Here is a 26,246-nt window from a genome sequence, read left to right on the forward strand (position 1 = left end):
CAGGCTTCTTTTATGATACTTTATTTGATTGCGTATTTGACAAATACGAAGAAGATCGTAGGGCTTTATAAATTCTCGGAGCAAGCATAGCCCCAAGAACAGTAAAAATAAGATCCTTTACCGCAAACCACGACATAATCTTCCAAGCGGCTGCATATGTCATTGCAGGAGCTTCAAGCCAGTAATTAACCGCTACATACATATACGTAGTACCAATTAAATAAATAACGGCAATACCAACTAGCGATGAAATTAAAAAGATAGAAAAAGTTGGCTTGCCGCGCATTTCCATAATTTTGCCTGTGATAAATGCTGCTACAATATAAGAAAGCAAAAAGCCGCCGGTGCTTCCAAATAAAATACCAATTCCTGCTTTAAATTGAGCAAATACCGGAGCGCCGGCAATGCCAATTAATACATATACAATCATCGAAATAGAACCCATTCGGCTCCCAAGTAAAAGTCCTGCTAATATAACAAAAAAAGGCTGAAGTGAAAGAGGCACGCCGCCTACTTGTAAAAAAGGTGCCCAAGAAGTAATGTTTGCACCAATAGCCATAAGAGCCGCAAACATACCGGCTAGCGTTAAATCTAATGTGCGAAACCTTTTAGTACTCATATATGTTCCTCCCAGTATGTACTGAAATATCTTAGCGTATGTACTGAAGATTGTACGTCGAATTCACTTTTATGTCAACGATAAAAATAAATATGTTTACATATATTATTTAATGTTTTTTGAAATAAAGTATGCATATTTTTAGTGCAACATAAAAAAATAAAGAAGGGAATTCATCCCTTCTTTGTCCAAGTGTGTGTATCAAAAATACTAGTACAATGATTCTTCCAGAAGTTCCGGGTTGTGCTCCGAATATTCCGTTGCATGATCAATGTAGCGTAGTAAAGAATAAAGCTCTTCCTGAATGATGCGGTAGTTTCGTTCAAAATTGTAGGCGTGCAAAAAATGTTCAATCTTTTTTGAAAGAAAATCGTCGTCTGTTCGAACCATTAAAATTAATAAGTTATCCCATTGTGAACGGTGTGTGTAATACAAAGCTCGATCATAATCAATTACATCCATTAATAACGTTCCTCCTTTTGAGGAGTTGAAATTAGTGTATGATATTTGCGGGAATTCTTACGCTGTAAATGTTGGGCAAAAGACCAGTGCATAATTAAAAGAGGTTGTAGTCATTATGCAAGAAGAATAAACGTACAGCACCGGATAAATGATAAGAAAGGCAAAGAATGATGCAGTATAACAGTTATATTACATCCATTATTTAAGACAACTAAATAAAAATCCCCTTTTCTTGAAAAAATAAAGCTTCTTTTTGATGAAAACACATGAATTGACATGTTTGTACATAGATTGAAGTAAGGAGTGAAAGGGGGAGCTGTCGTGAAAGAAGCAGATTATAAGCAATTATACCGTGCGATTGATGAAATTACGGAAATAGCTAGCGGTTTCGGCTTAGATTTTTATCCGATGCGCTATGAAATTTGCCCGGCAGATATTATTTATACGTTTGGTGCATATGGGATGCCAACTCGTTTTTCACATTGGAGCTTTGGAAAACAATTTTACAAAATGAAATTACACTACGATCTCGGATTGAGTAAAATTTATGAATTAGTTATCAATTCAGATCCTTGTTATGCATTTTTATTGGATTCCAATGCGCTTATTCAGAATAAATTAATTGTAGCTCACGTGTTAGCCCACTGTGACTTCTTTAAAAATAACAGCCGTTTTGCCAACACTAAACGGGATATGGTAGAAAGTATGGCAGCGACCGCTGATCGAATTAAAGAATACGAAGTAAAGCACGGTAAGCGTGAAGTAGAAAAGTTTTTGGATGCTGTCCTATCGATTCAGGAACATATTGATCCGTCTCTTATGCGTGCCAAGCTTTCTTGGAGCATAGATGATGTAGAATCATCGGAAGAAGAAATCATTTCTCCTTACGATGATTTATGGAATTTGGATTATAAAGAAAAGAAAAAACCAAAACCTCCAAAGTCTTTTAAAAAATTTCCGCCTCAGCCTGAAAAAGACATCTTATTATTTATTGAAGAATACAGTCCTTATTTAGAGGATTGGCAGCGGGATATTTTAACGATGATGCGAGAAGAAATGCTTTATTTCTGGCCGCAGCTTGAAACAAAAATTATGAATGAAGGCTGGGCTTCTTTCTGGCATCAGCGCATTATTCGAGAAATGGACTTAACGAGTGATGAAGCGATAGAATTCGCCAAGCTAAATGCAGGGGTTGTGCAGCCGTCTAAGACGGGAATCAATCCATATTATTTAGGATTAAAAATCTTTGAAGACATTGAAGAACGCTACAATAATCCAACAGAAGATATGATTCGCCGGGGCGTGGAGCCTGGATCAGGAAGAGAGAAGATGTTTGAGGTACGTGAGGTTGAATCAGATATTTCCTTTATCCGCAATTACTTAACAAAAGATTTAGTCATGCGGGAGGATATGTACTTATTCCAAAAACAAGGAAAAGATTATAAAATCGTCGACAAAGAGTGGACAGAAGTTAGAGATCAGCTTGTTAATATGCGCGTAAACGGCGGATTTCCTTACATCACAGTAACCAATGGAGACTATTTAAAAAATGGAGAGCTCTATTTAAAACACTGGTATGAAGGAATTGAATTAGATGTCAAATACTTAGAAAAAGTGGTACCGTACGTTCATCAGCTTTGGGGCCGCCCCGTTCATTTAGAAACGGTAATGGAAGGCAAGCCAATCGCCTTTACGTATGATGGAAAAACAGTGCATAGAAAACATTTGTAAAAAAGAAGACCGCTTAAACAGCGGTCTTTTTGGGCTTCTGTAATTTATCCATATAAATTGAAAAAATAAAATTACTGTGCAATAATCGAATGAGAATTACTTTCATTTAGAAAGGAAGATAAGATGTTTGTTGTAAACGCAAGTTTTGAAACAGAAAAGAAATTTGAAGAACAGCTCAAGCAAAAAGCTAACAAAAACAAAGCAGAAATTGAGGCAGCCAAAGGAAATTTATCGTTCGAATGCTGGAAAAAATATTCCGCAGATAAAGTTGAATATGTCCTTGTATCCAAGTGGGAAGACAAGCAGTTCTTTCAAGCGTGGATCTCAAGAGAAGAACATGTGAACGAACATAAAGAAGCGAATAGAAAGAAAATGAAAGCATGTTCTGAAGCTATGGAAATCAAGAAAATGCTGCGCTTTTATGAGGCGGTAGAAGAGGACATTCTTTCCTAAAAAAGCATGCTTGACTTTCATAAATGTTGTAACTATAATGATTACAACAAAATAGGAGTGAGAGCAATGAAAATTAGCAGTCGATTCACCGTGGCCGTTCACATACTATCTTTAATTAAAGTAGATAGCAGTCACCCTAGTACTTCAGAGTGGATTGCTAGCAGTGTAAATACAAATCCTGTTGTTATAAGACGAGTAATTGGGATGTTAAAGAAAGCTGGACTCGTGGGTGTAAAAGCCGGAGCTGGCGGAGCTTATCTATTGAAAGATTTAGAAGAGATAACGTTGTTAGACGTTTATCGAGCGGTGGCGGCAGTGGAAGAAGGAGAATTGTTTCAAATGCATGAAAATCCGAATGTGGAGTGTCCTGTAGGAGCCAATATTCAAAGTGTCCTTGAATTGATTTTAAAACGTTCTCAAGATGCCATGGAACAAGTCTTAGCCGATGTGACCATGAAAGAATTAGTGACGGATTTAATAGCAAAAATAGATGTATAATAACATGCTTCTGTTCGTAAAAAAACGGAGAAACCTAGGTTTCTCCGTTTTTTTATAGCTTCACAATTGTTCGTCCTCGAGCTTGTCCTTTTAATAAAGTCGGAAGTACCTCAGGGAGCTGTTGTAGTGAAATTTCCTGCTGAATGAAAGGTTCGAAGCTTTCAGGCTTAAAGTCATTAGCGAGTCTATTCCAAATTTCTTTTCGAGTAGGCATTGGACAGTAAACAGAATCGATACCTAATAAATTAATCCCTCTTAAAATGAAGGGAAAGACGGTTGTTGGCACTTTGCCTCCAGCTGTTAGCCCGCTGACAGCTACAGAGCCTCCGTACTGAATTTGACTGAGAACAGAAGCTAGAGGCTCTCCGCCCACAGGATCCACGGCAGCGGCCCATTTTTGCTTGCCTAATGCTTTTAATTTGCCGTTATAAACGTCTTCACGCGCTACAATAGAGGAAGCGCCAAGCTCTTTCAAATAAGCTGCTTCCGAGCTTTTTCCCGTACTTGCTTCCACTGTGTAGCCTAATTTTGAAAGAATGGCAACCGCAAAGCTTCCTACACCTCCCGTAGCGCCTGTTACAAGCACAGAGCCATTAGATGGACTAGTATGGTTTTCCTCTAAGCGATGCACAGATAAAGCAGCTGTAAAGCCAGCTGTGCCGATAATCATTGCTTCTTTTAACGTTAAATTTTCAGGAAGAGGGACAATCCATTCGCTGCGTATGCGCGCATACTCACTATAGCCTCCAAAGTGTGATACGCCAATGTCATAGCTTGTTGCAATGACACGATCACCTTCTTTAAAATCAGGGCTGTCAGAAGACACAACAACTCCTGCTAGGTCGATTCCTGGGACAAACGGATAGCTTGTCACAATATTGCCGTTTGCGATGCTGGCTAAGCTATCTTTATAATTCACCCCTGAATAATGAACGCGAATAAGTACATCGCCTTCTGGCAAATCGTTTAGCGTCAGTTCTTGGACGGACGCCTCCACTTGGTCTTCCCTTTTTTTATCTACCACTAATGCTGAAAATGATTGCTCCATTTTATTTCTCCTTTCTATACTGAGATGTATATGTCTATACATAGATTACCTTATTTCTATACCCATTATAGAAAATAGTAAAAGAAGTTCATAATACTTTGATTACGAAACGAGTCATTTCATTATAAAATAGTGGTATAGCTAAACATTAGTTAGCAATACATAGGAAAGAGGAGAAGAGAAATGAGTACAAACATATATTTTAACCATGATGCAGGTATTGATGATTTAGTATCCCTTTTTTTACTGCTGCAAATGGATGATGTAAAGGTAACAGGGGTATCTGTTATTCCCGCTGACGGATACCTAGAGCCAGGTATCAGCGCAAGCCAAAAAATTATTGATCGTTTTGGAAGTTATGATATTGAGGTAGCCAAATCTACTTCACGCGGTATGAACCCATTTCCAAAGGAATGGCGCATGCATACATTTTATGTAGATGCACTGCCGATTTTAAATGAAAAAGGGGAAGTGCAAACAAAAATAAGTCAGCTGCCTGCTCACGATCATTTAATTGAAACATTACAACATACAGCCGGAAAAACGACTTTATTATTTACAGGACCATTAACTGATTTGGCAAGAGCACTTGAAAAAGCGCCGGAAATAGAAGAGAAAATTGACAAGTTAGTGTGGATGGGCGGTACATTTCAAGAAGTAGGAAATGTACAGGAGCCTGAACATGATGGAACGGCGGAATGGAATGCTTTTTGGGATCCAGAAGCAGTAGCAAAAGTATGGGAAAGCAGAATTAAAATTGAGATGGTTGCTTTAGAAAGCACGAATCAAGTTCCATTAACACCGGCTATTCGTCAAATGTGGGCTTCACTTCGCAGGTATGAAGGAGTAGACTTTGTAGGGCAGTGCTACGCGGCCTGTCCGCCGCTTGTGCATGTTGAAACCAATTCAACATATTATTTGTGGGATGTACTCACAACAGCATTTACAGGGAATTCAACACTTGTGAAGGTAAAAACCGTTTCGAGTATTGTGCATACAGAAACACCGAGCCAAGGAAGAACAGAAATTTCCCAAGAGGGACGACCTGTAGATGTCGTATATGATGTCACAGCTGAAGCGTTCTTTACGTACATTACAGATTTAATGAAAAAAGCAGTAGCCAAATAAAGAAAAAGGTTGCACATGAAAGTGTGCAACCTTTTTAATGAATCATATTCAAGAATTGACGTGTCCGCTCTTGTTGAGGATTTGAAAATATTTGATCCGGTGTACCTCTTTCCATAATGACACCTTGATCCATAAAAATAACTTCATCCGCTACTTCACGGGCAAAGCGCATTTCGTGAGTTACCACCACCATCGTCATTCCTTCTTTTGCTAAGTCTTTCATCGCTTGAAGAACGTCTCCTACAAGCTCAGGATCAAGAGCTGAAGTAGGCTCATCAAACAGCATAACTTTTGGGTCCATCGCCATTGCTCTGGCGATGCCAACACGCTGTTGTTGTCCGCCTGATAGTTGGAAAGGATAAAAGTCAAGCTTGTCTCCTAAGCCAACTCGTGTTAATAATTCTTTCCCTCTTTTTTCTGCTTCTTGAGTAGAAACGCCTTTTACAATTACAGGACCTTCCATAACATTTTCAAGCGCACTTTTATGAGGAAACAAGTTATAGTTTTGAAAGACCATACCTGTTAGGCTTCGAAATGAAGTAATGTCTTTTTTACGAACAGGTTTGGTGAAATTCATGCTTTTTTTATCAAGTTCAATCGTGCCGTCTGTTGGGATTTCTAAAAGATTTAAGCAACGTAAAAAAGTAGTTTTACCCGATCCAGAAGGACCAATCAATACAATTACCTTGCCCTGTTCAACTTTTAAATCAATTCCTTTTAATACTTGCAAATCACCGAATGATTTATGCAAATTTTTGATATTAATCATATGAAAAACTCCTTTAGCTACTCGAAACGGTTATTTAGATACGTAACGATCTAGTCTTATTTCAATGCGTCCTTGGATAATGGATAAGATTGTGCACATAATCCAGTACAAGAGCGCTGCCTCACTATAAAGAAGTAAAAATTCATAGTTAGTCGAAGCAATTTCTTGAGCTTTACGGAACATCTCAGAAACAAGAATGAGCGATGCAAGTGACGTATCTTTAATAAGGCTAATAAAAGAGTTAGATAATGGCGGAATCGATACACGTGCTGCTTGCGGTAAAATAATCCGTCTTAACGCTTGGGAATAGGTCATACCAAGTGAGTAACCAGCTTCCCACTGTCCTTTAGGAATAGATTGAATCGCTGCTCGGATAATTTCAGATGCATACGCACCTACACTTAATGAAAATCCAATAATAGCAGAGATAAATGGATCAATTGTTATATCTAAATTGGGTAAGCCGTAGAAAATAATAAATAATTGCACAAGCAGCGGTGTACCTCGAATAATCGATACATAGATGCGCGCAATTATATTTAAAACTTTTATAGATGATAAACGAGCCAAGGCTGTTAAGACAGCTAAAATGATACCGAGTACAAACGTGATTAATGTTAGTGGAATAGAATATTGAATAGCTCCCTTTAGCATTGGTAGGAGAGATGATTGAGCGATTGAAATCAATTGATTCAATCGCTCTCCATCAGGAAAAATATTATTTAGGAGAAACATCTTCGCCAAACCATTTCTTAGAAATTTTTGCGTATGTTCCGTCTTTTTTCATATCTTTCAATGCTTTGTTTACTTCATCCACTAACTTACCGCTGTCTTTTCTAAACATAAAGCCGCTTGCAGCACCATCGGATTTTTCATCCGCGATTTTGATAGGTGCGTTAGGGTGCTTTTTCTTATAGTCAAGGAACGATAATTTATCGTTGATTGTAGCATCAACACGGTTTGCGCTCATTAGTTCTACTGCTTGAGCAAAACCTTCAGCACTCGTAATGTTTGCACCATAAGATTGAGCCATGTCTTTATAGTTACTTGTTAATGACTGCGCTGATTTTTTTCCTTTTAAATCTTTAAATGATTTGATATCTTTTTCGTCTTTACGAACAATTAATACAGCGCCTGACTGGATGTATGGGTCAGAGAAATCGTATTTCTTTTGACGATCTTCACGAATACCCACTTCATTAGCAATCATGTCAAAGCGTTTAGCATCTAATCCGGCAAACATGCCATCCCACTGTGTTTCTTTGAACTCAGCTTTTACGCCAAGACGTTTAGCTACTTCTTGAGCCAATTCTACATCAAACCCAGTTAGCTTTTGTTTGTCATCATGAAAAGTGAACGGAGGGTATGTACCTTCAGTTCCAATTGTTAATACACCATCTTTTTTCACTTTATTATATAAATCCCCTTGTGAAGATTTATTGTCTCCATTGTTTGCTTCATTTTTTGAGCTAGAACCGCATGCGGCAAGCACAACTGTGAAAGCTAATAGTAGCGACAAAAGTGCAGCAAATTTCTTCATTTTCTAAACCCCCTAGTATTCTGATAGGAAATGATACTCTGTGATACTAAACAAGAACACAGCAAAAGTCAACAAAAAAAACTTATACGATTAATGTGACTTAAAATAAGGGAAATATACCTTCTATACACGGTTTGTTATAAGGATACAGAAAGATTTTAAAATTTGGATTAAGTGGATTTTTAAGGGAGATTTGAGGAGTAAAAAGGAAGTTTCATGCGACGATTTTCTCTTTCATTTTTTCATGACTTTTGGTGCAATAAACATATAGTTAAATGTTAAGGTAGAAATAAATTCCTTATGGTACACTTAAAGAAGAATTTATGAAACGGAGCGATATGATGAAAGCCATAAACTTAATCTCAATTGCCTTTGGTGCTATCGCTGGTACATATGCACGTTATTTGCTGAATCTTTCCTTATTATACACGGGCTATCCAATAGGAACGGTAATTGAAAACCTATTAGGAAGCTTCATACTAGGCCTATTAACAGGATTTTTTGTGTGGAAAAAGCCAAAAGAATGGATAAAGCTTGGACTAGGAGTTGGCGTGTGCGGCGGTTTTACAACGTATTCAACGTTTGCAGGAGATGTCATTTCTCTCACTCAGCACCATTTATTTTGGGGAGCCATTTATGTAATTGCCTCTTTAGTAGGTGGAATCCTTCTTGCTTTAGCAGGCTATCTATGCGGTGAAGCGGCAGGGGGAAATTTAGTGAAAGTACATGAGGTGAAGTAAATGAGCATAGTGAGCTTGGCACTTGGCGGGGCAGCTGGAGGGATATGCCGTTATCTTTTGGGTTTAAAAGTTACAAAAATAGTTTCAAACCCTCCTTTTCCAGTATCAATGCTGTTTGTAAACTTGCTCGGTGCGTTTGGCCTTGGTCTTTTTTACGGTAGTTATTATGGAAAGGTTCCGAGTCATGCTTATGATGATTCAATATTTTTAATGATTGGCATTGGTTTTTTTGGTGCCTTTACCACTTTTTCAACGTTCAGTGTGGAAACCGTACAGTTAATTCGAGAAAAATCTTATCGAAAAGTGTTGGCGTATGTGGGGATTTCAGCATTTGGAACAGTTGGTTTATTTACAGTCGGTTTACTGGCAGGAACGTTTTTATTTAAGTAAAGAGAACGTTTCTAGTAGGGAAAAACAAAAAGACGGAGAAGTAGAGAATGGATAGAAAAGCAGAAGTTTGGAAATACATTTTGTTGATTGTAGCTGTTGCAGGTCAGATCATCGGTTTTTTATTTTTATTTATAAATGTTGTCGCGGCATTTATTTTTTACGGTTTTTATATTCTAACTTTTATTATGTTACTCCTGCTGTTTATATGGGATCGGAAAAAGGAAAAAGACAAAGAAGAATTTGACGACTATACCGATTACTAACCATATAAAAAGCAGAATGATGCGGTGCGCCGGGCCTCTTACTTACTAAAGAAGCTTAAAAGATACATCTATAAAAGGAAGAGAGCCGTAAGAGCATAAAGAGATATTGTATTTACATCTAGTTGTGTTATAATTTTAAGTGCGAAAACAAAATCAATAAATAGCAATCACTAGGGGAGCTTTTTGAAGCTGAGACGAATGTATTTCGGACCCTTTGAACCTGATCTGGTTTGGACCAGCGTAGGGAAGTGGTGATCATGTTTACATAACGATGCATGCTAACCACTCTACGTTGTAGAGTGGTTTTTTGTATGTAATAAAACCCTCTACACAAGATGAGGTGATTGAAATTTCTCTTTATTCTGAATAGAAAGGTTTCGATCATGTGGATATTCCTAAATTTCATGTCATTACAACAGATAAGCAGCCAATCGAAGAGCTTCAAAAAATTTTAACGGCTATCGCGCCTTTTGCGGGCGCCGTTCATATTAGAGAAAAAGAGAAAACGGCAAAGCAGATTCAATGTTTACTAGAAAGCCTGCCATTTTGTCGCTCTAAAATTATTTTGAATGACCGAGTTGATGTAGCGCATGCTTTAAAAGCAAAAGGCGTACAGCTTGCCTATCATAGTTTAGACGTTTCGGTTGTTATAGACGCATTTCCTTCTCTTATTGTCGGAAAATCAGTTCACTCTGTGGAAGAGGCTTTAGAAGCTGAAAAAGATGGTGCTCACTACATTCTATACGGACATATTTATTCAACACATTCAAAAAAAGGATTAAAAAGTCGAGGGATAGCAGCACTAAAAGAAGTAGTAGACGCTGTGCAGATACCGGTTATTGCCATTGGAGGAATTACACCTGTAAATGCCAAAGAGGTGCTTCAAACAGGAGCACACGGTATAGCTGTGATGTCTGGTGTCATGCTTGCGCAAGATCCCCTCAAAGCGATTAAACAATATTCTCATATATGGACATCTGGAGGTGGAGAAAATGAAGCAGCATTATGATGTACTGTTAATCGGAGGAGGTATAATCAGCTCTTCTATCGCTTATCATTTGTCAAAACAAGGAGTGTCAGTAGCTATTCTTGAACGCAATCAAATTGGTTGTGAAGCTTCAAGTGCAGCCGCTGGTATTTTAGGTGCTCAAGCTGAAATTGATGAAGAAGGTCCTCTTTTAGACCTTGCTATTAAGAGCAGAAGCATGTTTCCTGAACTGGTGAAGGAACTAAAAGAAAAAACGGCCATCGATGTAGAGCTCATTCAAAAAGGCTTATTAAAAGTCGCTGTAACAGAAGAAGATGCACACGTATTAAAGAAAAAAGCCGCTCAGCACCACCGGTGGGATGAACATGTAAGATGGATCGATGTAAAAGAAGCGCGTTTGTTAGAACCCGGGCTCTCTCCAGACATATACGGAGCCATTACAATACCGGGAGACGGCCAGCTAGCTCCGGCTAAGTTAACGCAAGCTCTTGCTCATGGAGCCTTGTATCACGGAGCAGATGTATTCGAATACTGTGACGTTCATTCTCTTATTATGGAAAATAAAACAGTAAAAGGTGTACAGACGTCCAAAGGCTCTTTTTATGGAGAAAAAGTAGTTATTGCAGCAGGCTCATGGGCTAAACGCTTTATTTCTTCTGAACATGTAGGTCAGGTGTTTCCCGTAAAAGGGGAGTGTATTGCTCTTCAAAGTCATAAGCCGCTGCTTTCTAAAACGATTTTTTTAGATGAAGGTTTTTACTTAGTGCCTAAGACTGGTGGAAGAATCGTAATCGGGGCAACTAAGCTACAGCATGATTTTACCAAGACGGTTTCTGCACAAGGTATTCAATTTTTGCTGAATAAAGCTTCTGCGCTTCTGCCGGCTATTAAAGAAGCCACATTTGAAAAAGCATGGGCTGGTCTTCGTCCGCAAACAAATGATGGCTGGCCTTATTTAGGAGAGCATCCTGAAATAGCGAATCTACACATGGCGTTTGGCCACTACCGAAACGGTATTTTATTAAGTGCTGCAACTGGAAAAATTATGGCTGATGCTTTGTTAGGGAAAAAGCCGAATCATTCATTTTTTACATCATTTCAGCTAACAAGAGTAATGGAGGAAGTTCATTGAATCTAATCATTAATGGTAAGACCGTTACTTTTGGAGATGAAATTGAAACGGTCGAGCACTTGTTGCAGGCTCAGAACCTGCATGAACGAGTGGTAATTGTTGAGCTAAACAAGAACATTTTGCAAAAAGAAGAACATAGCGATGCATGCTTAAAAGATGGCGATATATTAGAAGTTGTTTCATTTGTCGGAGGAGGATGAAGAGTATGTTAAAAATTGGACAATATACATTTAATTCACGTTTACTATTAGGAACAGGGAAATTTCCGGACTTTACGACTCAGCGTCAAGCGGTAGAAGAGTCAGAAACAGAAATTTTAACATTTGCTGTGAGACGAATGGATATTTTTGATCAAAATCAGCCTAATTTATTAGAAGCGCTTGATGTGAAGCGTTTCACTCTTTTGCCTAACACTGCTGGAGCAAAAAATGCAGAAGAGGCCGTACGTATTGCTAAATTAGCAAAGGCTTCTGGACTTTGTGACATGGTGAAAGTAGAAGTAATTGGATGTGATAAAACGCTGCTTCCTGATCCAGTTGAAACATTAAAAGCCAGTGAAGAACTGTTAAAAGAGGGCTTTACCGTTTTACCTTACACATCAGATGATGTTTTACTTGCGCGTCGTTTAGAGGAGTTAGGCGTACATGCCATTATGCCAGGAGCTTCGCCTATCGGTTCAGGTCAAGGTATTATTAATCCGTTGAACATGCGTTTTATCATTGAACAATCAACTGTTCCAGTAATTGTAGATGCAGGTATTGGAACGGCTTCAGACGCAGCTCAAGCTATGGAGCTAGGAGCAGATGGTGTGTTATTAAATACAGCTGTTTCAGGAGCAAAAGATCCTGTGAAAATGGCTCGTGCTATGAAGCTAGCGATTGAAGCAGGACGAGCAGCATTTGAAGCAGGACGTATTGAAAAGAAACAATATGCAACGGCAAGCAGTCCAACAGAAGGGATGAGTATCGGTTGATTAATCGTTATTCCCGCCAAGAATTGTTTCAACCTATTGGAAAAGGCGGGCAGCAGCAAATTCAAGAAAAGCATGTTCTGATTGTAGGAGCAGGCGCTCTTGGAACAGGGAACGCCGAGGCCCTTGCGCGAGCGGGGGTAAAGAAAATAACGCTCATTGACCGGGACTATGTAGAGTGGAGCAACCTTCAGCGGCAGCAATTGTATAGTGAAAAAGATGCTGATAAAAGAATTCCAAAAGCAATTGCCGCTAAAAAACGGCTTCACGATATTAATCATGATGTAAAAGTAGAAGCGCACGTAGCAGACGGTACCCCTCAAGTTTTAGAACAGCTTGTTGAGGGGGTAGATGTTATGATTGATGCAACCGATAATTTTGACACACGCCTTGTAATGAATGATTTATCACAAAAATATGATATTCCTTGGATTTACGGAGCATGTGTAGGAAGTTATGGAATTAGTTATACTATCATACCAAGTGAAACACCGTGTTTATCCTGTTTGCTTGAATCTGTACCGCTTGGAGGGTTAACATGTGATACAGTGGGGATTATTAGTCCTGCTGTACAAATGGTAGTCGCTCATCAAGTAACAGAAGTGTTAAAAATATTAGTCGGAGACTGGAATGCGCTCAGGAGGGAACTTGTTTCGTTTGACGTATGGAAAAATGAGTATACGAGCATCAATGTGAACGTGTTTCGCAAATCTGCTTGCCGCTCATGCGGCAGTGAACAAACGTATCCCTTTTTACAATATGAAAATCAAACGAAAACAGCTGTGCTATGCGGAAGAAACACGGTACAAATCCGTCCGGGCAAATCAGCCAAGCAGCCGCTGCAGTCTTTAGGTGAACGATTAAAAGAAAAAGGATATAAAATTGAACAAAATCCGTATCTGCTTTCTTTTTATGTAGATGATTACCGTTTAGTGATGTTTCAAGATGGACGCGTCTTTGTCCATGGAACAAACGATATAGTAGAGGCAAAGTCACTTTATCATCGGTATATTGGGTAAGAAAGAGATGGAGGTTTCAGGCATGACAGTACCAAAAGCATTAACCATTGCTGGATCAGACAGCGGTGGAGGAGCAGGCATTCAAGCAGATTTAAAAACATTTCAAGAGCGTGACGTTTTTGGCATGTCTGTTATTACAGCTGTGACTGCACAAAATACAGTTGGCGTTCAAGGAGTTTATCCTTTAGCAGTAGAAGCAGTTGAAACGCAGTTAGATTCAATTGCCACTGACTTATTTCCTAATGCAGTGAAGACAGGTATGTTGTTCAGTGCTGATATTATTTACGCAGTGGCTCGTAAAATCAAACAGTACGGACTGCAAAATGTTGTAGTTGATCCCGTTATGATTGCAAAAGGCGGTCAGTCTCTTCTTCAAAGAGAAGCTGTACAGGCTCTAAAAGAATTATTGCCTCTTTGTGAAGTCATTACGCCGAACATACCGGAGGCGGAAGTCATCACGGGTAAAGAAATTCACACGATTGAAGACCGAAAAGAAGCGGCAAAACAGATGCATGAGCTAGGTGTAAAGCACGTGGTAATTAAAGGCGGACATGATCAATCTCATCAAGATATGATTGATATAGTGTATGATGGTCATAAGTACGTTGAAATCACGCATGAAAAGATGAATACAAAGCATACACACGGAACGGGATGCACGTTTGCTGCTTGCGTCACGGCTGAATTAGCGAAAGGTAAAAGCGTGGTTGAAGCAGTTCAAACCGCTTCGGATTTTGTTCACTATGCGATTAAGCATACGCTTGAAATTGGTTCCGGACACGGTCCTACTAATCACTGGGCGTATAGAAAATACTTTCGTTCAAACATATAAAAAAAACGTGCCTACAATCTAGGCACGTTTTTTATGAAGAAGGAATATGTGTAGGAATCTCTCCATCGATGCCTAAATAATAATGTCTAAGGGGCTTTAAATTATCATCAAGCTCATAAACAAGCGGCACGCTTGTGGGAATATTCAAGTTCGCAATGCCATCAGGCGAAATGTTATCCAAATACTGCATCAGAGCTCTAATCGTATTACCGTGAGCGGAAATAATAACCTTTTTGCCAGCTTTAATAGAAGGAGCAATAGTTTCGTTCCAATATTCTAGAACCCGCTTTTCTGTATCGGCTAAGTTTTCCGTTACAGGAAATTGTCCCTTAGCTAATTCCTTATACTTAGGGTTGGAAGCTTCATAGCGAATATCTGTTGTCTTTAAAGCAGGAGGGCGTTCGTTCATCGACCTTCTCCACAAATGTACTTGCTCTTCTCCAAATTTTTTTGCGGTTTCTTCTTTGTTTAAACCTTGAAGAGCTCCGTAGTGCCGTTCATTCAACCTCCAAGATTTGTATATGGGAATCCACATGAAGTCCATTTGATGTAAGACAATCCATAGAGTGCGAATGGATCGTTTTAAAACAGAAGTATAGGCAATATCAAAAGTATATTCGTTTTTCTTTAGCACTTTTCCAGCTTCTCGCGCTTCTTGCAATCCATTTTTAGAAAGATCTACATCCGTCCAGCCTGTAAATTTATTTTCCAGATTCCACACGCTTTGTCCGTGCCGAATCAACACAAGTTTTATCATCGTGTTCTCCTTTCAACAGTGACTAAGGACTCTATTCTTTTTTATTATGAGAAGGAAAGAGTTTTTTATCCTAAAGCCGGGGAAAGGAGTTTTTATCATTTAGAAAAAGTGATGCTGAAAAGTAAAGCTTTAACTTTTTTACGCATATGATAAAAATAAAAAAGGGAAGGGAAGATAGTCGATGAGTGACCAAGAACGTCAGATTCAAGCGTTGCACAGCCAGATTGAAGATTTAAAAGAAGAAATGTATCAGATGAAGCTTGATATTAGCACATTAGAGAAAGAAAAAGGAAAGCCTGTTTTGACACCGGCTCTCGTTGGTCAAATAGGGGGTTTTGTTCTAGGTGGATTAGCTATAATTGGTATTTTCTGGATGTAGAACTTCTCGTTTTGAAAACGAAAAGTTCTCCTGGTTTTTCAATAAGCAATTCCAACGCGGCATTTGGAAAATTTTTGAGCCCATATCTCATGGTAGGTAAAGTGAGCGGTATCTCCCGTTGAAATTTTAACGGCATCAGCTGGTAAAATATCTTTTTCCACTCGATACGTGCCTGTTATTTCACCCTCAGGCAAGTATGTTGGGCATATAACCGTCCAGTTTAGATCACTTTCCTTCAAGTGTAAGTATCCTTTTAAATGATCTTCTGCTGCTCTGGTCGTTTTACGCTTTGATTCATTTGATTGAAAACGATACTTTTCTGGTTCTGTTCGTGATTGTAAGATGCCTGCAGTTCCAATAGTAAGAATACGATGAACGCCGTAATACTTCATGCTGTTTATAATAAGCGGCATACTTTTTGAAATCGTCTCTGCACCATCTGTATTTAACGCGCTGACTACGATATCTTGGTGCTTGAGGGCAAAGTTGATATTTTCTTGATGAAGTACATCGCCTTGTAAGATATGTAGGTTTGGATGACTAACCTGTAGCTTAGTGCGGTCTCTAACAAGTACAGTAACGTCGTTTTCATCTTTTAGCATCATTTTTAATAAAGACTGTCCAACTCGCCCTGTAGAGCCTAATAGTAAAATTTTCATTGGCTACACCCCTCTATAAAAGATAGTATCTATTCTTTAGGATATACAATCTGTATACTTATTCATAATAAAAAGCATGCGTAGCATAAAGTAATACAAAGTTGATGAATGAAATATTCAACAACAAAAAAATTTGATATGATAAAAAGACAGAAAAATCAAAAAAATAGGAGAGTGAATGTCTTTTGGGAGACTTGCCTCTGAATCAAATGATGATATTAGTCGTTTTGCTTATGTTATCAGCTTTCTTTTCATCTGCTGAGACAGCCTTTTCAAGCGTAAATAAAATTCGTTTAAAACATTACGCTGAGAAAAAATATCGGGGAAGTAAAAAAGCGCTGCATATTGCTGAACACTTTGAGCAGACGCTATCGACAATTTTAGTAGGAAATATTGTCGTAAACATTGCTGCGTCCTCTTTGGCAGCTAAAATTGCCCTCGATATGTTTAAAGGAAACCTGGCACTTGTGATTAGTATCATCGTTATGACCATCATCATTTTGATTTTTGGTGAAGTCTTGCCAAAATCGTTAGCTAAAGAGCATGCCGAATCTTTTGCGCTGATGATTTCTTCCTTGTTATTTATTATTATTAAATTGTTAACCCCGATTTCCTTCTTATTTTTACAGGTAAAAAAAGGAACTTCTCACTTGTTAGCGTCTGCTCCTACACCAACGATTACAGAAGATGAAATTAAAGTGATGGTAGATTTAAGCGAAGAAGAAGGAACGATTAATAATATTGAAAAAGAGCTAGTTCATCGTTCACTCAATTTTAATGACATTGTGGTGGGGCAAATTTTAAAACCTAGAATAGATGTCACAGCAGTTGACGTAAATGCCGATATTGATTCGGTTTGTCAAATGTTTCTTGAAGAGAGATATTCGAGAGTGCCTGTATATGAAGATCATATTGATAATATTATTGGCATTTTATCAGAAAGAGAATTTTTAACCTGTTTAGTCCAAAGAAAAAAGATTTCTATTCGTGATTTGTTGAGACAACCTATTTTTGTAGTAGAATCCATGAAAATATCTGTTCTATTGCCAGAGCTCCAAAAAAGTAAGGTTCACATGGCAATTGTAGTTGATGAGTTTGGGGGAACGGCCGGTCTTGTGACCTTAGAGGATATATTAGAAGAAATTGTAGGAGAGATTTGGGATGAACATGATGAAGCTGTTAAGTATGTACACCGGATAGGAGAAAAGGAGTACGAATTTAACGCCGACATCCCTATTGATGAATTTTTAACCTATATAGCGGTTAGTTCTCCTGACAGTACGTGCCATACCTTAGGGGGATGGATATATGAGCAGTTTGATCATATTCCTGCTAAAGGAGACTTTTTCTCATATGAAGAGATATTGTTTACCATTAAGGAAGTAGAAAATCGACGTATTCGCAAAGTTTCCGTAAAATCATTTGCGAATAAGAATGAGGAAGCTGATTAAAAGAAACTAGAAAGCGCTCCAAGAAATCTTGGAGCGCTAAAGCCATAATATGAAATTAGTTAATATTAGTACTTGCCGCCTAGGTTTTGCTCAGCTAATTGTACTAAACGTTTTGTGATTTCGCCACCAACAGATCCGTTCGCACGAGCTGTTGCATCTGGTCCTAAGTTTACACCAAACTCACTAGCGATTTCGAACTTCATTTGATCGATAGCAGCTTGAGCACCAGGCGCTACTAACTTGTTTGATGAATTTCTGTTTGATGCGTTTTGATAATTTGCCATGTGTATTCATCTCCTCGTTAGATAAAATAGATTGTAATGGTTGAGTTAGCTGGAGTTGAACCAGCCGAGCAGATGCATCGATTAGATCTGCTTGCCTACTGCGGCGTAACTCAATGTTTGCGAGCTGTTGTGCTCGGTTGTTACTAGTATTATGGCGAAAGGGAAAAAAACATATACATAGAAATTTATTGGTAATTTATAGAAATTTTGTGTGGGGTTTGATAAAGAGTAAGAGAGTTTTATTCCGTGCATATTATAGGTACATATTGATCAGGTAAAGCGAGGTGTGCGGATGTCGATTTGTTCCTTATGTAATGGGTTTAGTGATGTACAAATGACGTGCAAAACATGTGGAGGAGTGCTGGGAGATATGGGAAAAGTCAGCGATTATTTTGATGATTACAGTGCTTACATGGAAATCGATCAGTTAAAAGTAGAAAATGGGTATCCTAGTGATTTAGCAAATCACCAATGTATTCATCTCTTTTACTGCTCTACTTGTCACAGTGAAGAATTGAAGCAAATACAGGAATAAAAAAAGACCCCTAGGGGTCTTTTTTTATTCGTGTTCAGCACGGATGCGCTGTTCAGATTCTGCATCAAAGAAATGCGCTTTGTTCATATCTAATGCTAAGTCTAGAGACTGAAGCGGTTTAATATCTGTTCTTGAATCTACGCGTGCTACAAAATCTTGTCCGCCAAGTTTAGAATAAAGCATGGTTTCAGCTCCCATTAACTCGGATACATCGACTTTGATTGTAACTTTTGTGCCAGGTGAAGATTCAATAAATACAGGCTCATCATGGAAATCTTCAGGACGGATGCCTAAAATAATTTGTTTGTTTAAATATCCTTGCTCGCGAAGTATTTTCATTTTACCTTCCGGAACTGCAAGAAGAGAATCTCCTACTTGAACCTTTCCGTCTTTTAACGTTCCGGTTAAGAAGTTCATAGCAGGAGAACCAATAAACCCGCCTACAAATACATTTTCAGGTTTTTCATATACTTCTTTTGGTGTACCAACCTGCTGGATAATCCCATCTTTCATAACAACTAAACGAGAAGCCATTGTCATTGCTTCGGTTTGGTCATGCGTTACGTAAATTGTCGTTGTACCCAAACGCTGGTGAAGCTTCGCAATTTCAGAGCGCATTTGCACACGTAATTTCGCGTCTAAGTTTGATAAAGGTTCGTCCATTAAGAAGACTTTAGCATCACGAACGATTGCACGACCTAGAGCTACACGCTGACGCTGTCCGCCGGATAATGCTTTTGGTTTGCGCTCTAAATATTGCTCAAGTCCTAAAATACGAGCGGCATCTTTTACGCGGCGGTCGATTTCATCTTTTGGTAATTTACGAAGTTTTAAGCCAAAAGCCATGTTGTCATATACGCTCATATGCGGATACAATGCGTAGTTTTGGAATACCATTGCAATATCGCGATCTTTTGGAGCAACGTCATTTACACGCTTGCTGTCAATATAAAAATCACCTTTTGAAATTTCCTCTAGCCCTGCAACCATACGAAGCGTTGTGGATTTCCCGCAGCCGGAAGGCCCAACAAATACAATAAATTCTTTATCTTGAATGTGAAGGTTAAAATCTTTTACCGCCGTCACATCTTTATCATACATTTTATAAATATGTTCTAAACGTAATTCAGCCATTTCCATTTCCCCCTTGTATGTACTCTGTGAAACCGTTTTCTTAACTCTAGTGTAATTTTTTTTAATGAAACGGTAAATGGGAAACATGCACAAAAAAAAGAAAGAGTTTTCGTGCACTATTTACGAAAACCCTTTCTTTTTATTTTCCATCTTGCGAATTTTTTAAAGCAAGAATGGCTAAGTAAGCAGACACAGCTCCTGTGAAGTGTTTGATATCAAGGTGTGTGCGATCAATAAACTTCTCAATTCTATACTGCAAGCTGTTGCGATGCATGTACAATTTCTTAGCAGCAAGAGATACGTTTAAATTACATTCTAAATAAACTTTAATCGTTTCTAAAAGATCTCCATCATCTTTTACTAAGTCAAGTAAATGTATCATATGATTTTGGATTGCCTCTGAAGACTCTTGCAGAACCAAATGGGGTAAAACGTCGGTAAAATGGATAACATGGTTTTGTTCGACTGTATGCTTAATTTGATAAAACCATTTCTTTTCACGCTCAAAAATTAATCGCGGTGAAGACGGAAAAAAGTGAATTTGTCCTTCAAAGAACTGAATCGAAGTTTCAAAATCATGACATAGCACCTCGATAGAATCTGATAAATTTTCAGTTAAGTCATTAGGATCATCAAAGGTTTCGATAACGATACCTGATTGTTTATCAATCCACAGCACAGTAACAGAGGTAGAATACAAGGCGTGAATCGCATTTTCAAACTCTATTTTTTGTTCAAACAAACGTTTAATTAAAAACTGGGTGAAGCGAAAAGAATGGTGCGTATGATGAGAGTGAATGACTTTTTCAGGTGCTTCAAATAACAGGTTTGACCAATACAATTGCTCTGGCGTCAGTAAAGAAACTTTCTCATCATAAGGAGTTAAAAAAGCAGAAAGTAACGCCTGCTCTTTTTGAGATAAAGCCGTGTGTTCAATTCCAATGAAGCCTTCATCACATGAAAACCATTTGTAACGTTCAAATTGAGAAGGGATTTTAGCCTTAATCATTTTATCCCCAAATAGTGTGTGCAGCTGTTTCATCTGTGCTCGTTCCCTTCGGTGAAAGCTTACTATTCATAAACGTGAAAAAGCATAAGCTCATGAATATAATCAATTAATTGTGTTTCATCTATTTGATTAGAAAGCGCAGTTTTCCATACAATTTGTCCATCTTTTAAATAATCAGCCTCATAATAAACCCGATTCATATAAAACGAGATGTGCCAGCCCGGCATTCGATTATTTTGATACAGTGGTTTAACCTGAAAGTGTGAAACCATAAAGAAAATCTCCTTTCTCAATTAGTTATTATAAGCTTACCATGAGAAAAGGAGATGAAAAATCATTTAATCTAAAAATTTTGTTAATTTGTAAAATATGTTGCATATGTGTTTAGCACCTTGCATTTGAATATCTGTTTCATCAAAAATCATCGGTTTTGCATTCACTTCAAACAAATAATACTGCCCTTGAGCTGACTTTGCCATATCAAGAGAAAATTCTTCAACTAGAGGGAAGGACTTTTGAAGGACTTGCCCGCACGTATTTACAAAAGACGAAAGAAAGGAAGTATCTACTTCATCTTCAAGATCTTGAAAAGGTGAAATGCTTCCGCCGTTTAAAGTATGTGTTGTAATGGATTGATAGGGACTATGTCGAATACCGACGCCGCTAATAACATATCGGCTATCTTTGTGATGCGCTAAAATACGTAAGTCATAGCGCCTGTCTTTGAATGGTTGCGTCTCAATCGCTTCTTGAATGAGATAAGCAGACCTGGGAAGGTCAATTGCTTTTAAAGAAGAAAATTCTTCTTTGCGTTTATGATCTTGGTAAATAATCGTATGCTTATGGGAAGATAATCGAAAAATTCCAGCACCTTTACTGCTGTTAATAGGCTTAAAGTAAAGGGAAGAGTGTTTTTGTAGAAGCTTAGCAATATCAATTTCTGGTGTTAAACGATAGGTTTTAGGAAGGTGAGAAGATAGTAGTGGATCTTTTGAAAATAATTGATATACTTTCCATTTTGAAAAAAAAGCGGAATTAAAAAATGGGATGTGCTTGCCTTTAATTTTTTGATGTAAAGATGTCAGCTTCTTGATTTCTGATTTTCTTCCTGGATAACGATTATATATAACGTTTGGCAGCGGTAAAGTTGTTTTGATCCACTGCTTTTTTGCACTGTCAAAGCAATACCCTTCAAAGAAGTGATGAGACATTGTTTCTTCAGCGAATAAAGCAAGAAGCCCGCCTTTTTCTTGCAGGGTATGATGTAAGAGTTCTAATAAAGGGCGCTGTTTTACATTCAGTTTTTCCAAAACAGCTTTGTTCGTTAAAACTCCCACAATAGGACCGACTTTTTCTCCTTTTAAACGAAGAAAAGCTTGAGTAGAAGAAATGTTTTGAGTAAAGGGAAGTTCAATTTCTTGAACTCCCCATGTGTAAGATGCTGAAGGGTTATGATGAAACCACTGCTGCTTTTCTTTGTGATAGTAAATTGTAATCATATGCTGATGCCTTCAGGTGTATTTAGATAGTATCCAGATAAGTAAATCGCATATTCTAGAGAAAGTTTTCTAGTTTGTTGATCTGCTTTTCGTAAGGCAGGGTGTGAAAAAATAGAGCGACCGGGCTTAGAGTTAGCTTCAAACAGCCATACATTTCCTTGATAATCCACTCCAAAATCGAATCCAAGCTCTCCAATTAATCCGTTCAACTCCTGTTCAAGCACATGACTAATTGAGATAGCGGCATCTTTTAGCTTATTTTCAATTTCTTTCTTGTAAGAAGGGTTGGTGAATATTTTGGCTGTAGCTTCAATTTCTCCGCCGTAATCAAGATGCGTAGTGATGCTGTTGGGACCGGCTACTTTAGCAGCTAAAGCAGTAAGCACCCATTGGTTATTCCCGTCTTTATTCGTATGCACGCGAAAGTCTACACAGCGCTTTTCTTTTTTGATTAATGAAATACCTTGCTGAGCAATGTAGGAGGGATTAGTAAGTAAATATTCAAATTCTGATAATAGATCCTCTAAGGTTTCTTTTTCTTGAACATGAAGACCTTTTTCTCCTTTGTAAGTCAGCGTGTACATGGAATCCTTAAAAGATAGGGTATAAATGCCCCGGCCTAAGCTTCCGTTTTTCGGTTTTAAATAAACGGTTTGATGAAGAAGCAGAAGTTTTTTTATTTGCTCACACGAAGGACTTTCAACTGTGTAAGGTAACAAATAGGCTGTCTGCTCGTTCAGTTTTAAAAGCTCATGAATTTCCCACTTGTTGAAAAAATCAGGATTAAAAAATGGAATGCCGTAATCAGTCATCATCTTTTCTTTAATGAACTTAAAAGGAGCTAACCCCTCTGTTTTTCGATTTGGCAAACGATTATATACAACGTTAGGAAGCGGGATTTCATGCTGTGTCCAGCCGCTTTTTTCATAAAAATAGCCGTTTATGGTCCCGGTTTCCCAGTTGATATGATGAGTTCCAAAAATAAAAGGCAGTCCCCCTGTTATACTTGCAGTAGAAAGAAGTTTAGCTAAGTGAAGGGAACGCTTTCCAATTGGCCGCAGCAGAGAACCAGTAAAACCAGCGGATAACACACCGATTAAAGGTCCTAAGTGAATGGTCTCATTCACAATAATAGGTTGCATCATATGGGCGAAAGGAATTTGAAGTTTTGTCATTAGCTCAGCTGAAATCTGAATTTCTTCACGTTCTGAAGATTGTATAAGGCATGGAGCTGTCATTGTTCCAAAAGCTGCTTGTTTCAAGGAGTCTTTGTAAAGAGATGCAGGAACAGAAAGATCGCAGCCTAGCTGCTCTACTACAACAAGGCGAGTAAGAGTTTTTTTCATAGCATTACTCCTTACGATACGATAGTGTGTTAGCTAAATAGACGCAGTAAGACAGGACATTTTTATACATGACTTCTTTTTGTTCAGGTGCTGTCTCCATTACTATTTTTCTTCCCGGTTTCGAATTTAAATCTAGAATCCAGATGCTGAAGTCTCTCGAGATACATAAATCAATACCTAATTCAAAAAGAGAAGGAAAGTGATTTTCCAGTACGGACGGAATCGTTTTACAAATGGTGTTGATTTCATCCATTACATATTGACGATGAACGCGAGGGATGCGAGGCAGCAAGTTCTCAAAGGGTACAATAGATGCTCCTGAACTTACATTTGTTACGATGGAGTCCCGTTCACCTTGTCTAATTCCTCTTCCAATTTCTTTCCAAGCACCATCGTTTCCTTTTTGTAATAGCAGTCTTATATCAAAAGGAGTGCGTTCATAAGGGAAAAATGAAATATGGGGCTGAGCAATATACAGTACATCACGGGTCGTTTTCGTAAACCAGTTCTTAAACTCCTGAAAAGAGGAAAATAGAATGGTGTTTACAATGTCATTTTGTTGATAAGAAGCTTCAATTTCACGTCCGCGCTGTCTTAATTTCACAATCCCTTTACCTTGTGAGCCGTTGGCAGGTTTAATCATTAGGCTATCGTTTGTTCGAAGCAGCTGAACAAGTTGCTCTACACTTTCGATTGGAGTGGTAGGAGGAATATATGAAGATAAATAGCTATCTTTTTTAATTACTTCATAGACATCTAGCTTATTGGGTAATCCATGGCCTAAAAATGTAACATCTTCCCGCTGTTTAAGCCAGTTTACAATAGGGCGAGCCTTTTTAGACAGAGAGTCTTTTCGATAAAAGCAGCGATCGTAAATAAACGAAGGAAGTAAGAAGGAATCTTCTATCCATTTCTTTTGTTGTAAATCGTAGCGGAAGCCTTCAATATTTTCGGTGTTAGGATGAATGTTAAAAGGAGTAAAACGGTATATTTCAATCGAAAACTCAGAAGCATGTTTAGCAATTTCGGTCACGTACTCCACTTCTTGCTGTGGGTGAATCGTTAAAAAGCCTAATGAAATCATCGTAAATCCTCCTTGGGAAATTGAAAATTCGTTGCATGCAGACAATAATCAAGCAGTGCTTTTGTTGATGGACGGACGGAGAAAGCGCTTGAGTCGGATTGTTTGGAAGGTTTGACATTTACTTCAATAATCCAAGGCTTTCCTTCTTGATCAATCGCTAAATCAATACCGAATTCCGCATAAAGTTCACACGGATGAGAAAGCTGTGTGCAAATTTCAATGGCAATCTCTTTTAAAAGTGAAAGGATATGGCGCGTAGTTTTTGAATCATAGAGCTGAGTTAACACTTGATGAGGAGGATGAATATCTCCTCCACGGGCAAGATTTGAGACGAAATTGCCGGGTTTTGATACACGTGTGACAATGGACGTGATTTTCCACGTCAAGTCGTCTTTTTTATGACAGAGAATGCGGAAATCAAAAGGGCACTGTTTGTATGTCTGCAGTGAAATTCCTTCTTGGATGAGGAATCCTTGCCTTTTTAATTGACTATAAAGCGTTTCAAATAAGTCATAAAGAGATTCATATTCTTTTTCATACGTCTGCGTAAACGTTGTATAGTCTAAAGTATACTTCTCTTTCTTTGAAATTTTAAAAATATTTTTTCCTTGGCTACCATGAACAGGCTTCAAAAAAACATCATCATGAAGTTCCAAAGCGTCAAGAAAATCTTGACGTGAACGAAGCTGATACGTTTTCGGCAAATAAGGAAGCAAGTGTACGACATCTTTAAGCTGTTGAAAAACCGTCCATTTATTTAAGTAGCGTGCGTTAAAGAAAGGAACGTCATGTTCTTTTAAAAATGTTTTAAAGGTTTGAAAATCAGCGGTTTGCTCCGTTTTCCTGGCATGAATCCGGTTGTGTACGATTCCAGGAAAGGGAACGTCTGAATAAACCCATCGATCAGCGCGATAAACATATCCTTTAGGGGATAATGACTTCACGTCGCTTAATTTGCTCACATAGCAAAAACACCCTAACTCCTTGCAAGCTTGAACAAATTCCTTACAAAATACAGAAATGGAGCCAAAGTGTTCTTCATCTTCTCGAACTTCTGTTACGATGCTAATTACGGGTCCCAACCTAAACGTGTTCTCTTCATAAATGCCTCTCAGCTGATGCGTTTCATACGGAAAGCGAAAGTCTGTAAATAGAGCTTCTGACATCATGAAACAGCATTCTCGATGCTGAAAAACGGTGGCTTCGACTTTTTTCGTGATGGAGCCTACTGTTAACGTAAACTCGTGCTTGCACTTCACACGGGAGAACAGAGCAGAACTAATGTAAATGTCGCTGCTCATATGGTTCTCTAGTGGTTTTAGAGAAATGGTAAAAGTATTCATAAACGAATCCTCTTTTTCTTTCCTTTAGTAGGCGAATGCTGATATATACTATGAGGAATTAGCCCAATCTGTGAAGAGAATTTATCGTTTTCTGAGAAAATAAAGGTCTTAAGCTGAATTTTATATAATAATTTGTTATAGTTAGGGAAGTCAAGAAATTATAGAACTTAATTAGGAGGAACTT

At 38.2% G+C, this 26,246-nt stretch carries 32 protein-coding genes and 1 riboswitch; of the genes, 16 read left to right on the forward strand and 16 right to left on the reverse strand.

Annotated elements, in window-relative coordinates:
• Positions 1-10: 10 nt before the first annotated feature.
• Positions 11-619 carry a biotin transporter BioY gene (locus tag MKY06_RS02730; RefSeq protein WP_013055266.1) on the reverse strand — a complete coding sequence of 203 codons (609 nt, stop codon included), beginning with the start codon at positions 617-619 and terminating at the stop codon, positions 11-13.
• Between the two features lie 210 nt (positions 620-829).
• The gene (locus MKY06_RS02735) at positions 830-1,081 is read right to left on the reverse strand and encodes a YhdB family protein (RefSeq protein WP_013055267.1); all 252 of its coding nucleotides are present in this window, start codon (positions 1,079-1,081) and stop codon (positions 830-832) included.
• 321 nt (positions 1,082-1,402) lie between these two features.
• On the opposite strand from MKY06_RS02735, the gene MKY06_RS02740 reads away from it, so the two are divergent.
• The 3 genes from MKY06_RS02740 to MKY06_RS02750 all read left to right on the forward strand — a co-directional run bounded on the left by MKY06_RS02740 (position 1,403) and on the right by MKY06_RS02750 (position 3,763).
• Complete coding sequence (locus MKY06_RS02740) at positions 1,403-2,812, forward strand: SpoVR family protein (protein WP_013055269.1); 1,410 nt, start codon at positions 1,403-1,405, stop codon at positions 2,810-2,812.
• Positions 2,813-2,935: 123 nt separating this feature from the next.
• Positions 2,936-3,265, forward strand: a complete 330-nt coding sequence (locus tag MKY06_RS02745) for an antibiotic biosynthesis monooxygenase family protein (RefSeq protein WP_218812883.1) — start codon at positions 2,936-2,938, stop codon at positions 3,263-3,265.
• A gap of 66 nt (positions 3,266-3,331) precedes the next feature.
• Positions 3,332-3,763, forward strand: a complete 432-nt coding sequence (locus MKY06_RS02750) for an Rrf2 family transcriptional regulator (protein ID WP_013055271.1) — start codon at positions 3,332-3,334, stop codon at positions 3,761-3,763.
• Between the two features lie 52 nt (positions 3,764-3,815).
• Here MKY06_RS02750 and MKY06_RS02755 read toward each other — a convergent pair whose 3' ends face one another.
• Positions 3,816-4,811, reverse strand: a complete 996-nt coding sequence (locus MKY06_RS02755) for an NADPH:quinone oxidoreductase family protein (RefSeq protein WP_013055272.1) — start codon at positions 4,809-4,811, stop codon at positions 3,816-3,818.
• A gap of 183 nt (positions 4,812-4,994) precedes the next feature.
• Between MKY06_RS02755 and MKY06_RS02760 the strand changes: the two genes are divergently transcribed.
• Positions 4,995-5,939, forward strand: coding sequence for a nucleoside hydrolase (locus MKY06_RS02760; protein ID WP_064471288.1), 945 nt, complete (start codon positions 4,995-4,997; stop codon positions 5,937-5,939).
• A gap of 34 nt (positions 5,940-5,973) precedes the next feature.
• On the opposite strand, the gene MKY06_RS02765 is transcribed toward MKY06_RS02760, so the two are convergent.
• Genes MKY06_RS02765 through MKY06_RS02775 form a run of 3 tightly spaced genes read right to left on the reverse strand, consistent with a single transcriptional unit; the run spans position 5,974 to position 8,248 of the window.
• Complete coding sequence (locus MKY06_RS02765) at positions 5,974-6,708, reverse strand: amino acid ABC transporter ATP-binding protein (RefSeq protein ID WP_013055274.1); 735 nt, start codon at positions 6,706-6,708, stop codon at positions 5,974-5,976.
• A 30-nt stretch (positions 6,709-6,738) separates the two neighbouring features.
• A complete protein-coding gene (locus MKY06_RS02770) occupies positions 6,739-7,443 on the reverse strand; it encodes an amino acid ABC transporter permease (protein ID WP_013055275.1) in 705 nt (234 codons plus the stop codon).
• Positions 7,427-8,248: an amino acid ABC transporter substrate-binding protein gene (locus tag MKY06_RS02775; RefSeq protein ID WP_013055276.1), complete on the reverse strand. Its 822-nt coding sequence runs from the start codon at positions 8,246-8,248 to the stop codon at positions 7,427-7,429. Before MKY06_RS02775 ends, MKY06_RS02770 begins: the two co-directional genes overlap by 17 nt.
• A 341-nt stretch (positions 8,249-8,589) precedes the next feature.
• On the opposite strand from MKY06_RS02775, the gene MKY06_RS02780 reads away from it, so the two are divergent.
• The 9 genes from MKY06_RS02780 to thiD all read left to right on the forward strand — a co-directional run bounded on the left by MKY06_RS02780 (position 8,590) and on the right by thiD (position 14,582).
• Complete coding sequence (locus MKY06_RS02780; protein WP_098239927.1) at positions 8,590-8,988, forward strand: fluoride efflux transporter FluC; 399 nt, start codon at positions 8,590-8,592, stop codon at positions 8,986-8,988.
• On the forward strand, positions 8,989-9,378 hold the full coding sequence (crcB, locus tag MKY06_RS02785) for a fluoride efflux transporter CrcB (RefSeq protein WP_218812884.1): 390 nt from the start codon (positions 8,989-8,991) through the stop codon (positions 9,376-9,378).
• Between the two features lie 47 nt (positions 9,379-9,425).
• A complete protein-coding gene (locus MKY06_RS02790) occupies positions 9,426-9,641 on the forward strand; it encodes a hypothetical protein (protein WP_013055279.1) in 216 nt (71 codons plus the stop codon).
• Between the two features lie 162 nt (positions 9,642-9,803).
• Positions 9,804-9,905, forward strand: a riboswitch (TPP riboswitch).
• Between the two features lie 121 nt (positions 9,906-10,026).
• Complete coding sequence (locus tag MKY06_RS02795) at positions 10,027-10,650, forward strand: thiamine phosphate synthase (RefSeq protein WP_013055280.1); 624 nt, start codon at positions 10,027-10,029, stop codon at positions 10,648-10,650.
• On the forward strand, positions 10,634-11,761 hold the full coding sequence (thiO, locus tag MKY06_RS02800; RefSeq protein ID WP_218812885.1) for a glycine oxidase ThiO: 1,128 nt from the start codon (positions 10,634-10,636) through the stop codon (positions 11,759-11,761). The genes MKY06_RS02795 and thiO overlap by 17 nt, the downstream gene beginning before the upstream one ends.
• A complete protein-coding gene (gene thiS, locus MKY06_RS02805) occupies positions 11,758-11,961 on the forward strand; it encodes a sulfur carrier protein ThiS (protein ID WP_013055282.1) in 204 nt (67 codons plus the stop codon). The genes thiO and thiS overlap by 4 nt, the downstream gene beginning before the upstream one ends.
• 5 nt (positions 11,962-11,966) lie before the next feature.
• The gene (locus MKY06_RS02810; protein ID WP_013055283.1) at positions 11,967-12,734 is read left to right on the forward strand and encodes a thiazole synthase; all 768 of its coding nucleotides are present in this window, start codon (positions 11,967-11,969) and stop codon (positions 12,732-12,734) included.
• A complete protein-coding gene (locus MKY06_RS02815) occupies positions 12,731-13,750 on the forward strand; it encodes a thiazole biosynthesis adenylyltransferase ThiF (protein WP_013055284.1) in 1,020 nt (339 codons plus the stop codon). Before MKY06_RS02810 ends, MKY06_RS02815 begins: the two co-directional genes overlap by 4 nt.
• Before the next feature lie 22 nt (positions 13,751-13,772).
• Entirely contained in the window at positions 13,773-14,582 is an 810-nt protein-coding gene (gene thiD, locus MKY06_RS02820; RefSeq protein WP_013055285.1) for a bifunctional hydroxymethylpyrimidine kinase/phosphomethylpyrimidine kinase, read from the forward strand.
• Positions 14,583-14,613: 31 nt separating this feature from the next.
• Here thiD and gpmA read toward each other — a convergent pair whose 3' ends face one another.
• Positions 14,614-15,339, reverse strand: a complete 726-nt coding sequence (gene gpmA, locus MKY06_RS02825; RefSeq protein ID WP_013055286.1) for a 2,3-diphosphoglycerate-dependent phosphoglycerate mutase — start codon at positions 15,337-15,339, stop codon at positions 14,614-14,616.
• A 181-nt stretch (positions 15,340-15,520) separates the two neighbouring features.
• On the opposite strand from gpmA, the gene MKY06_RS02830 reads away from it, so the two are divergent.
• Complete coding sequence (locus tag MKY06_RS02830; RefSeq protein WP_029320754.1) at positions 15,521-15,718, forward strand: hypothetical protein; 198 nt, start codon at positions 15,521-15,523, stop codon at positions 15,716-15,718.
• Positions 15,719-15,756: 38 nt separating this feature from the next.
• On the opposite strand, the gene MKY06_RS02835 is transcribed toward MKY06_RS02830, so the two are convergent.
• Positions 15,757-16,377 (reverse strand): NAD(P)-dependent oxidoreductase, encoded by a 621-nt coding sequence (locus MKY06_RS02835; protein WP_057274982.1) that lies wholly within the window; start codon positions 16,375-16,377, stop codon positions 15,757-15,759.
• 185 nt (positions 16,378-16,562) lie between these two features.
• Between MKY06_RS02835 and MKY06_RS02840 the strand changes: the two genes are divergently transcribed.
• On the forward strand, positions 16,563-17,828 hold the full coding sequence (locus MKY06_RS02840) for a hemolysin family protein (protein WP_013055289.1): 1,266 nt from the start codon (positions 16,563-16,565) through the stop codon (positions 17,826-17,828).
• Positions 17,829-17,893: 65 nt separating this feature from the next.
• Here MKY06_RS02840 and MKY06_RS02845 read toward each other — a convergent pair whose 3' ends face one another.
• A complete protein-coding gene (locus MKY06_RS02845; RefSeq protein WP_013055290.1) occupies positions 17,894-18,112 on the reverse strand; it encodes an alpha/beta-type small acid-soluble spore protein in 219 nt (72 codons plus the stop codon).
• 370 nt (positions 18,113-18,482) lie between these two features.
• Here MKY06_RS02845 and MKY06_RS02850 point away from each other — a divergent pair, with 370 nt between their 5' ends.
• Positions 18,483-18,647, forward strand: a complete 165-nt coding sequence (locus tag MKY06_RS02850; RefSeq protein ID WP_013055291.1) for a hypothetical protein — start codon at positions 18,483-18,485, stop codon at positions 18,645-18,647.
• A 24-nt stretch (positions 18,648-18,671) separates the two neighbouring features.
• Here MKY06_RS02850 and MKY06_RS02855 read toward each other — a convergent pair whose 3' ends face one another.
• From MKY06_RS02855 to MKY06_RS02885, 7 genes are all read right to left on the reverse strand, one after another.
• Positions 18,672-19,781 carry an ABC transporter ATP-binding protein gene (locus tag MKY06_RS02855; RefSeq protein WP_013055292.1) on the reverse strand — a complete coding sequence of 370 codons (1,110 nt, stop codon included), beginning with the start codon at positions 19,779-19,781 and terminating at the stop codon, positions 18,672-18,674.
• 139 nt (positions 19,782-19,920) lie between these two features.
• On the reverse strand, positions 19,921-20,823 hold the full coding sequence (locus MKY06_RS02860) for a PucR family transcriptional regulator (protein ID WP_098288040.1): 903 nt from the start codon (positions 20,821-20,823) through the stop codon (positions 19,921-19,923).
• Between the two features lie 29 nt (positions 20,824-20,852).
• Entirely contained in the window at positions 20,853-21,062 is a 210-nt protein-coding gene (locus MKY06_RS02865; RefSeq protein WP_013055294.1) for a YheE family protein, read from the reverse strand.
• A gap of 66 nt (positions 21,063-21,128) precedes the next feature.
• Complete coding sequence (locus MKY06_RS02870; RefSeq protein WP_098288041.1) at positions 21,129-22,289, reverse strand: YheC/YheD family endospore coat-associated protein; 1,161 nt, start codon at positions 22,287-22,289, stop codon at positions 21,129-21,131.
• Positions 22,286-23,635, reverse strand: a complete 1,350-nt coding sequence (locus tag MKY06_RS02875; protein ID WP_029320765.1) for a YheC/YheD family endospore coat-associated protein — start codon at positions 23,633-23,635, stop codon at positions 22,286-22,288. Before MKY06_RS02875 ends, MKY06_RS02870 begins: the two co-directional genes overlap by 4 nt.
• Positions 23,636-23,639: 4 nt before the next feature.
• A complete protein-coding gene (locus tag MKY06_RS02880; protein ID WP_057274987.1) occupies positions 23,640-24,719 on the reverse strand; it encodes a YheC/YheD family endospore coat-associated protein in 1,080 nt (359 codons plus the stop codon).
• Positions 24,716-26,062: a YheC/YheD family endospore coat-associated protein gene (locus MKY06_RS02885; protein WP_098288042.1), complete on the reverse strand. Its 1,347-nt coding sequence runs from the start codon at positions 26,060-26,062 to the stop codon at positions 24,716-24,718. The genes MKY06_RS02880 and MKY06_RS02885 overlap by 4 nt, the downstream gene beginning before the upstream one ends.
• Between the last annotated feature and the right edge of the window lie 184 nt (positions 26,063-26,246).

This window comes from Priestia sp. FSL P4-0332 (assembly GCF_038005845.1).
GTDB lineage: Bacteria > Bacillota > Bacilli > Bacillales > Bacillaceae_H > Priestia.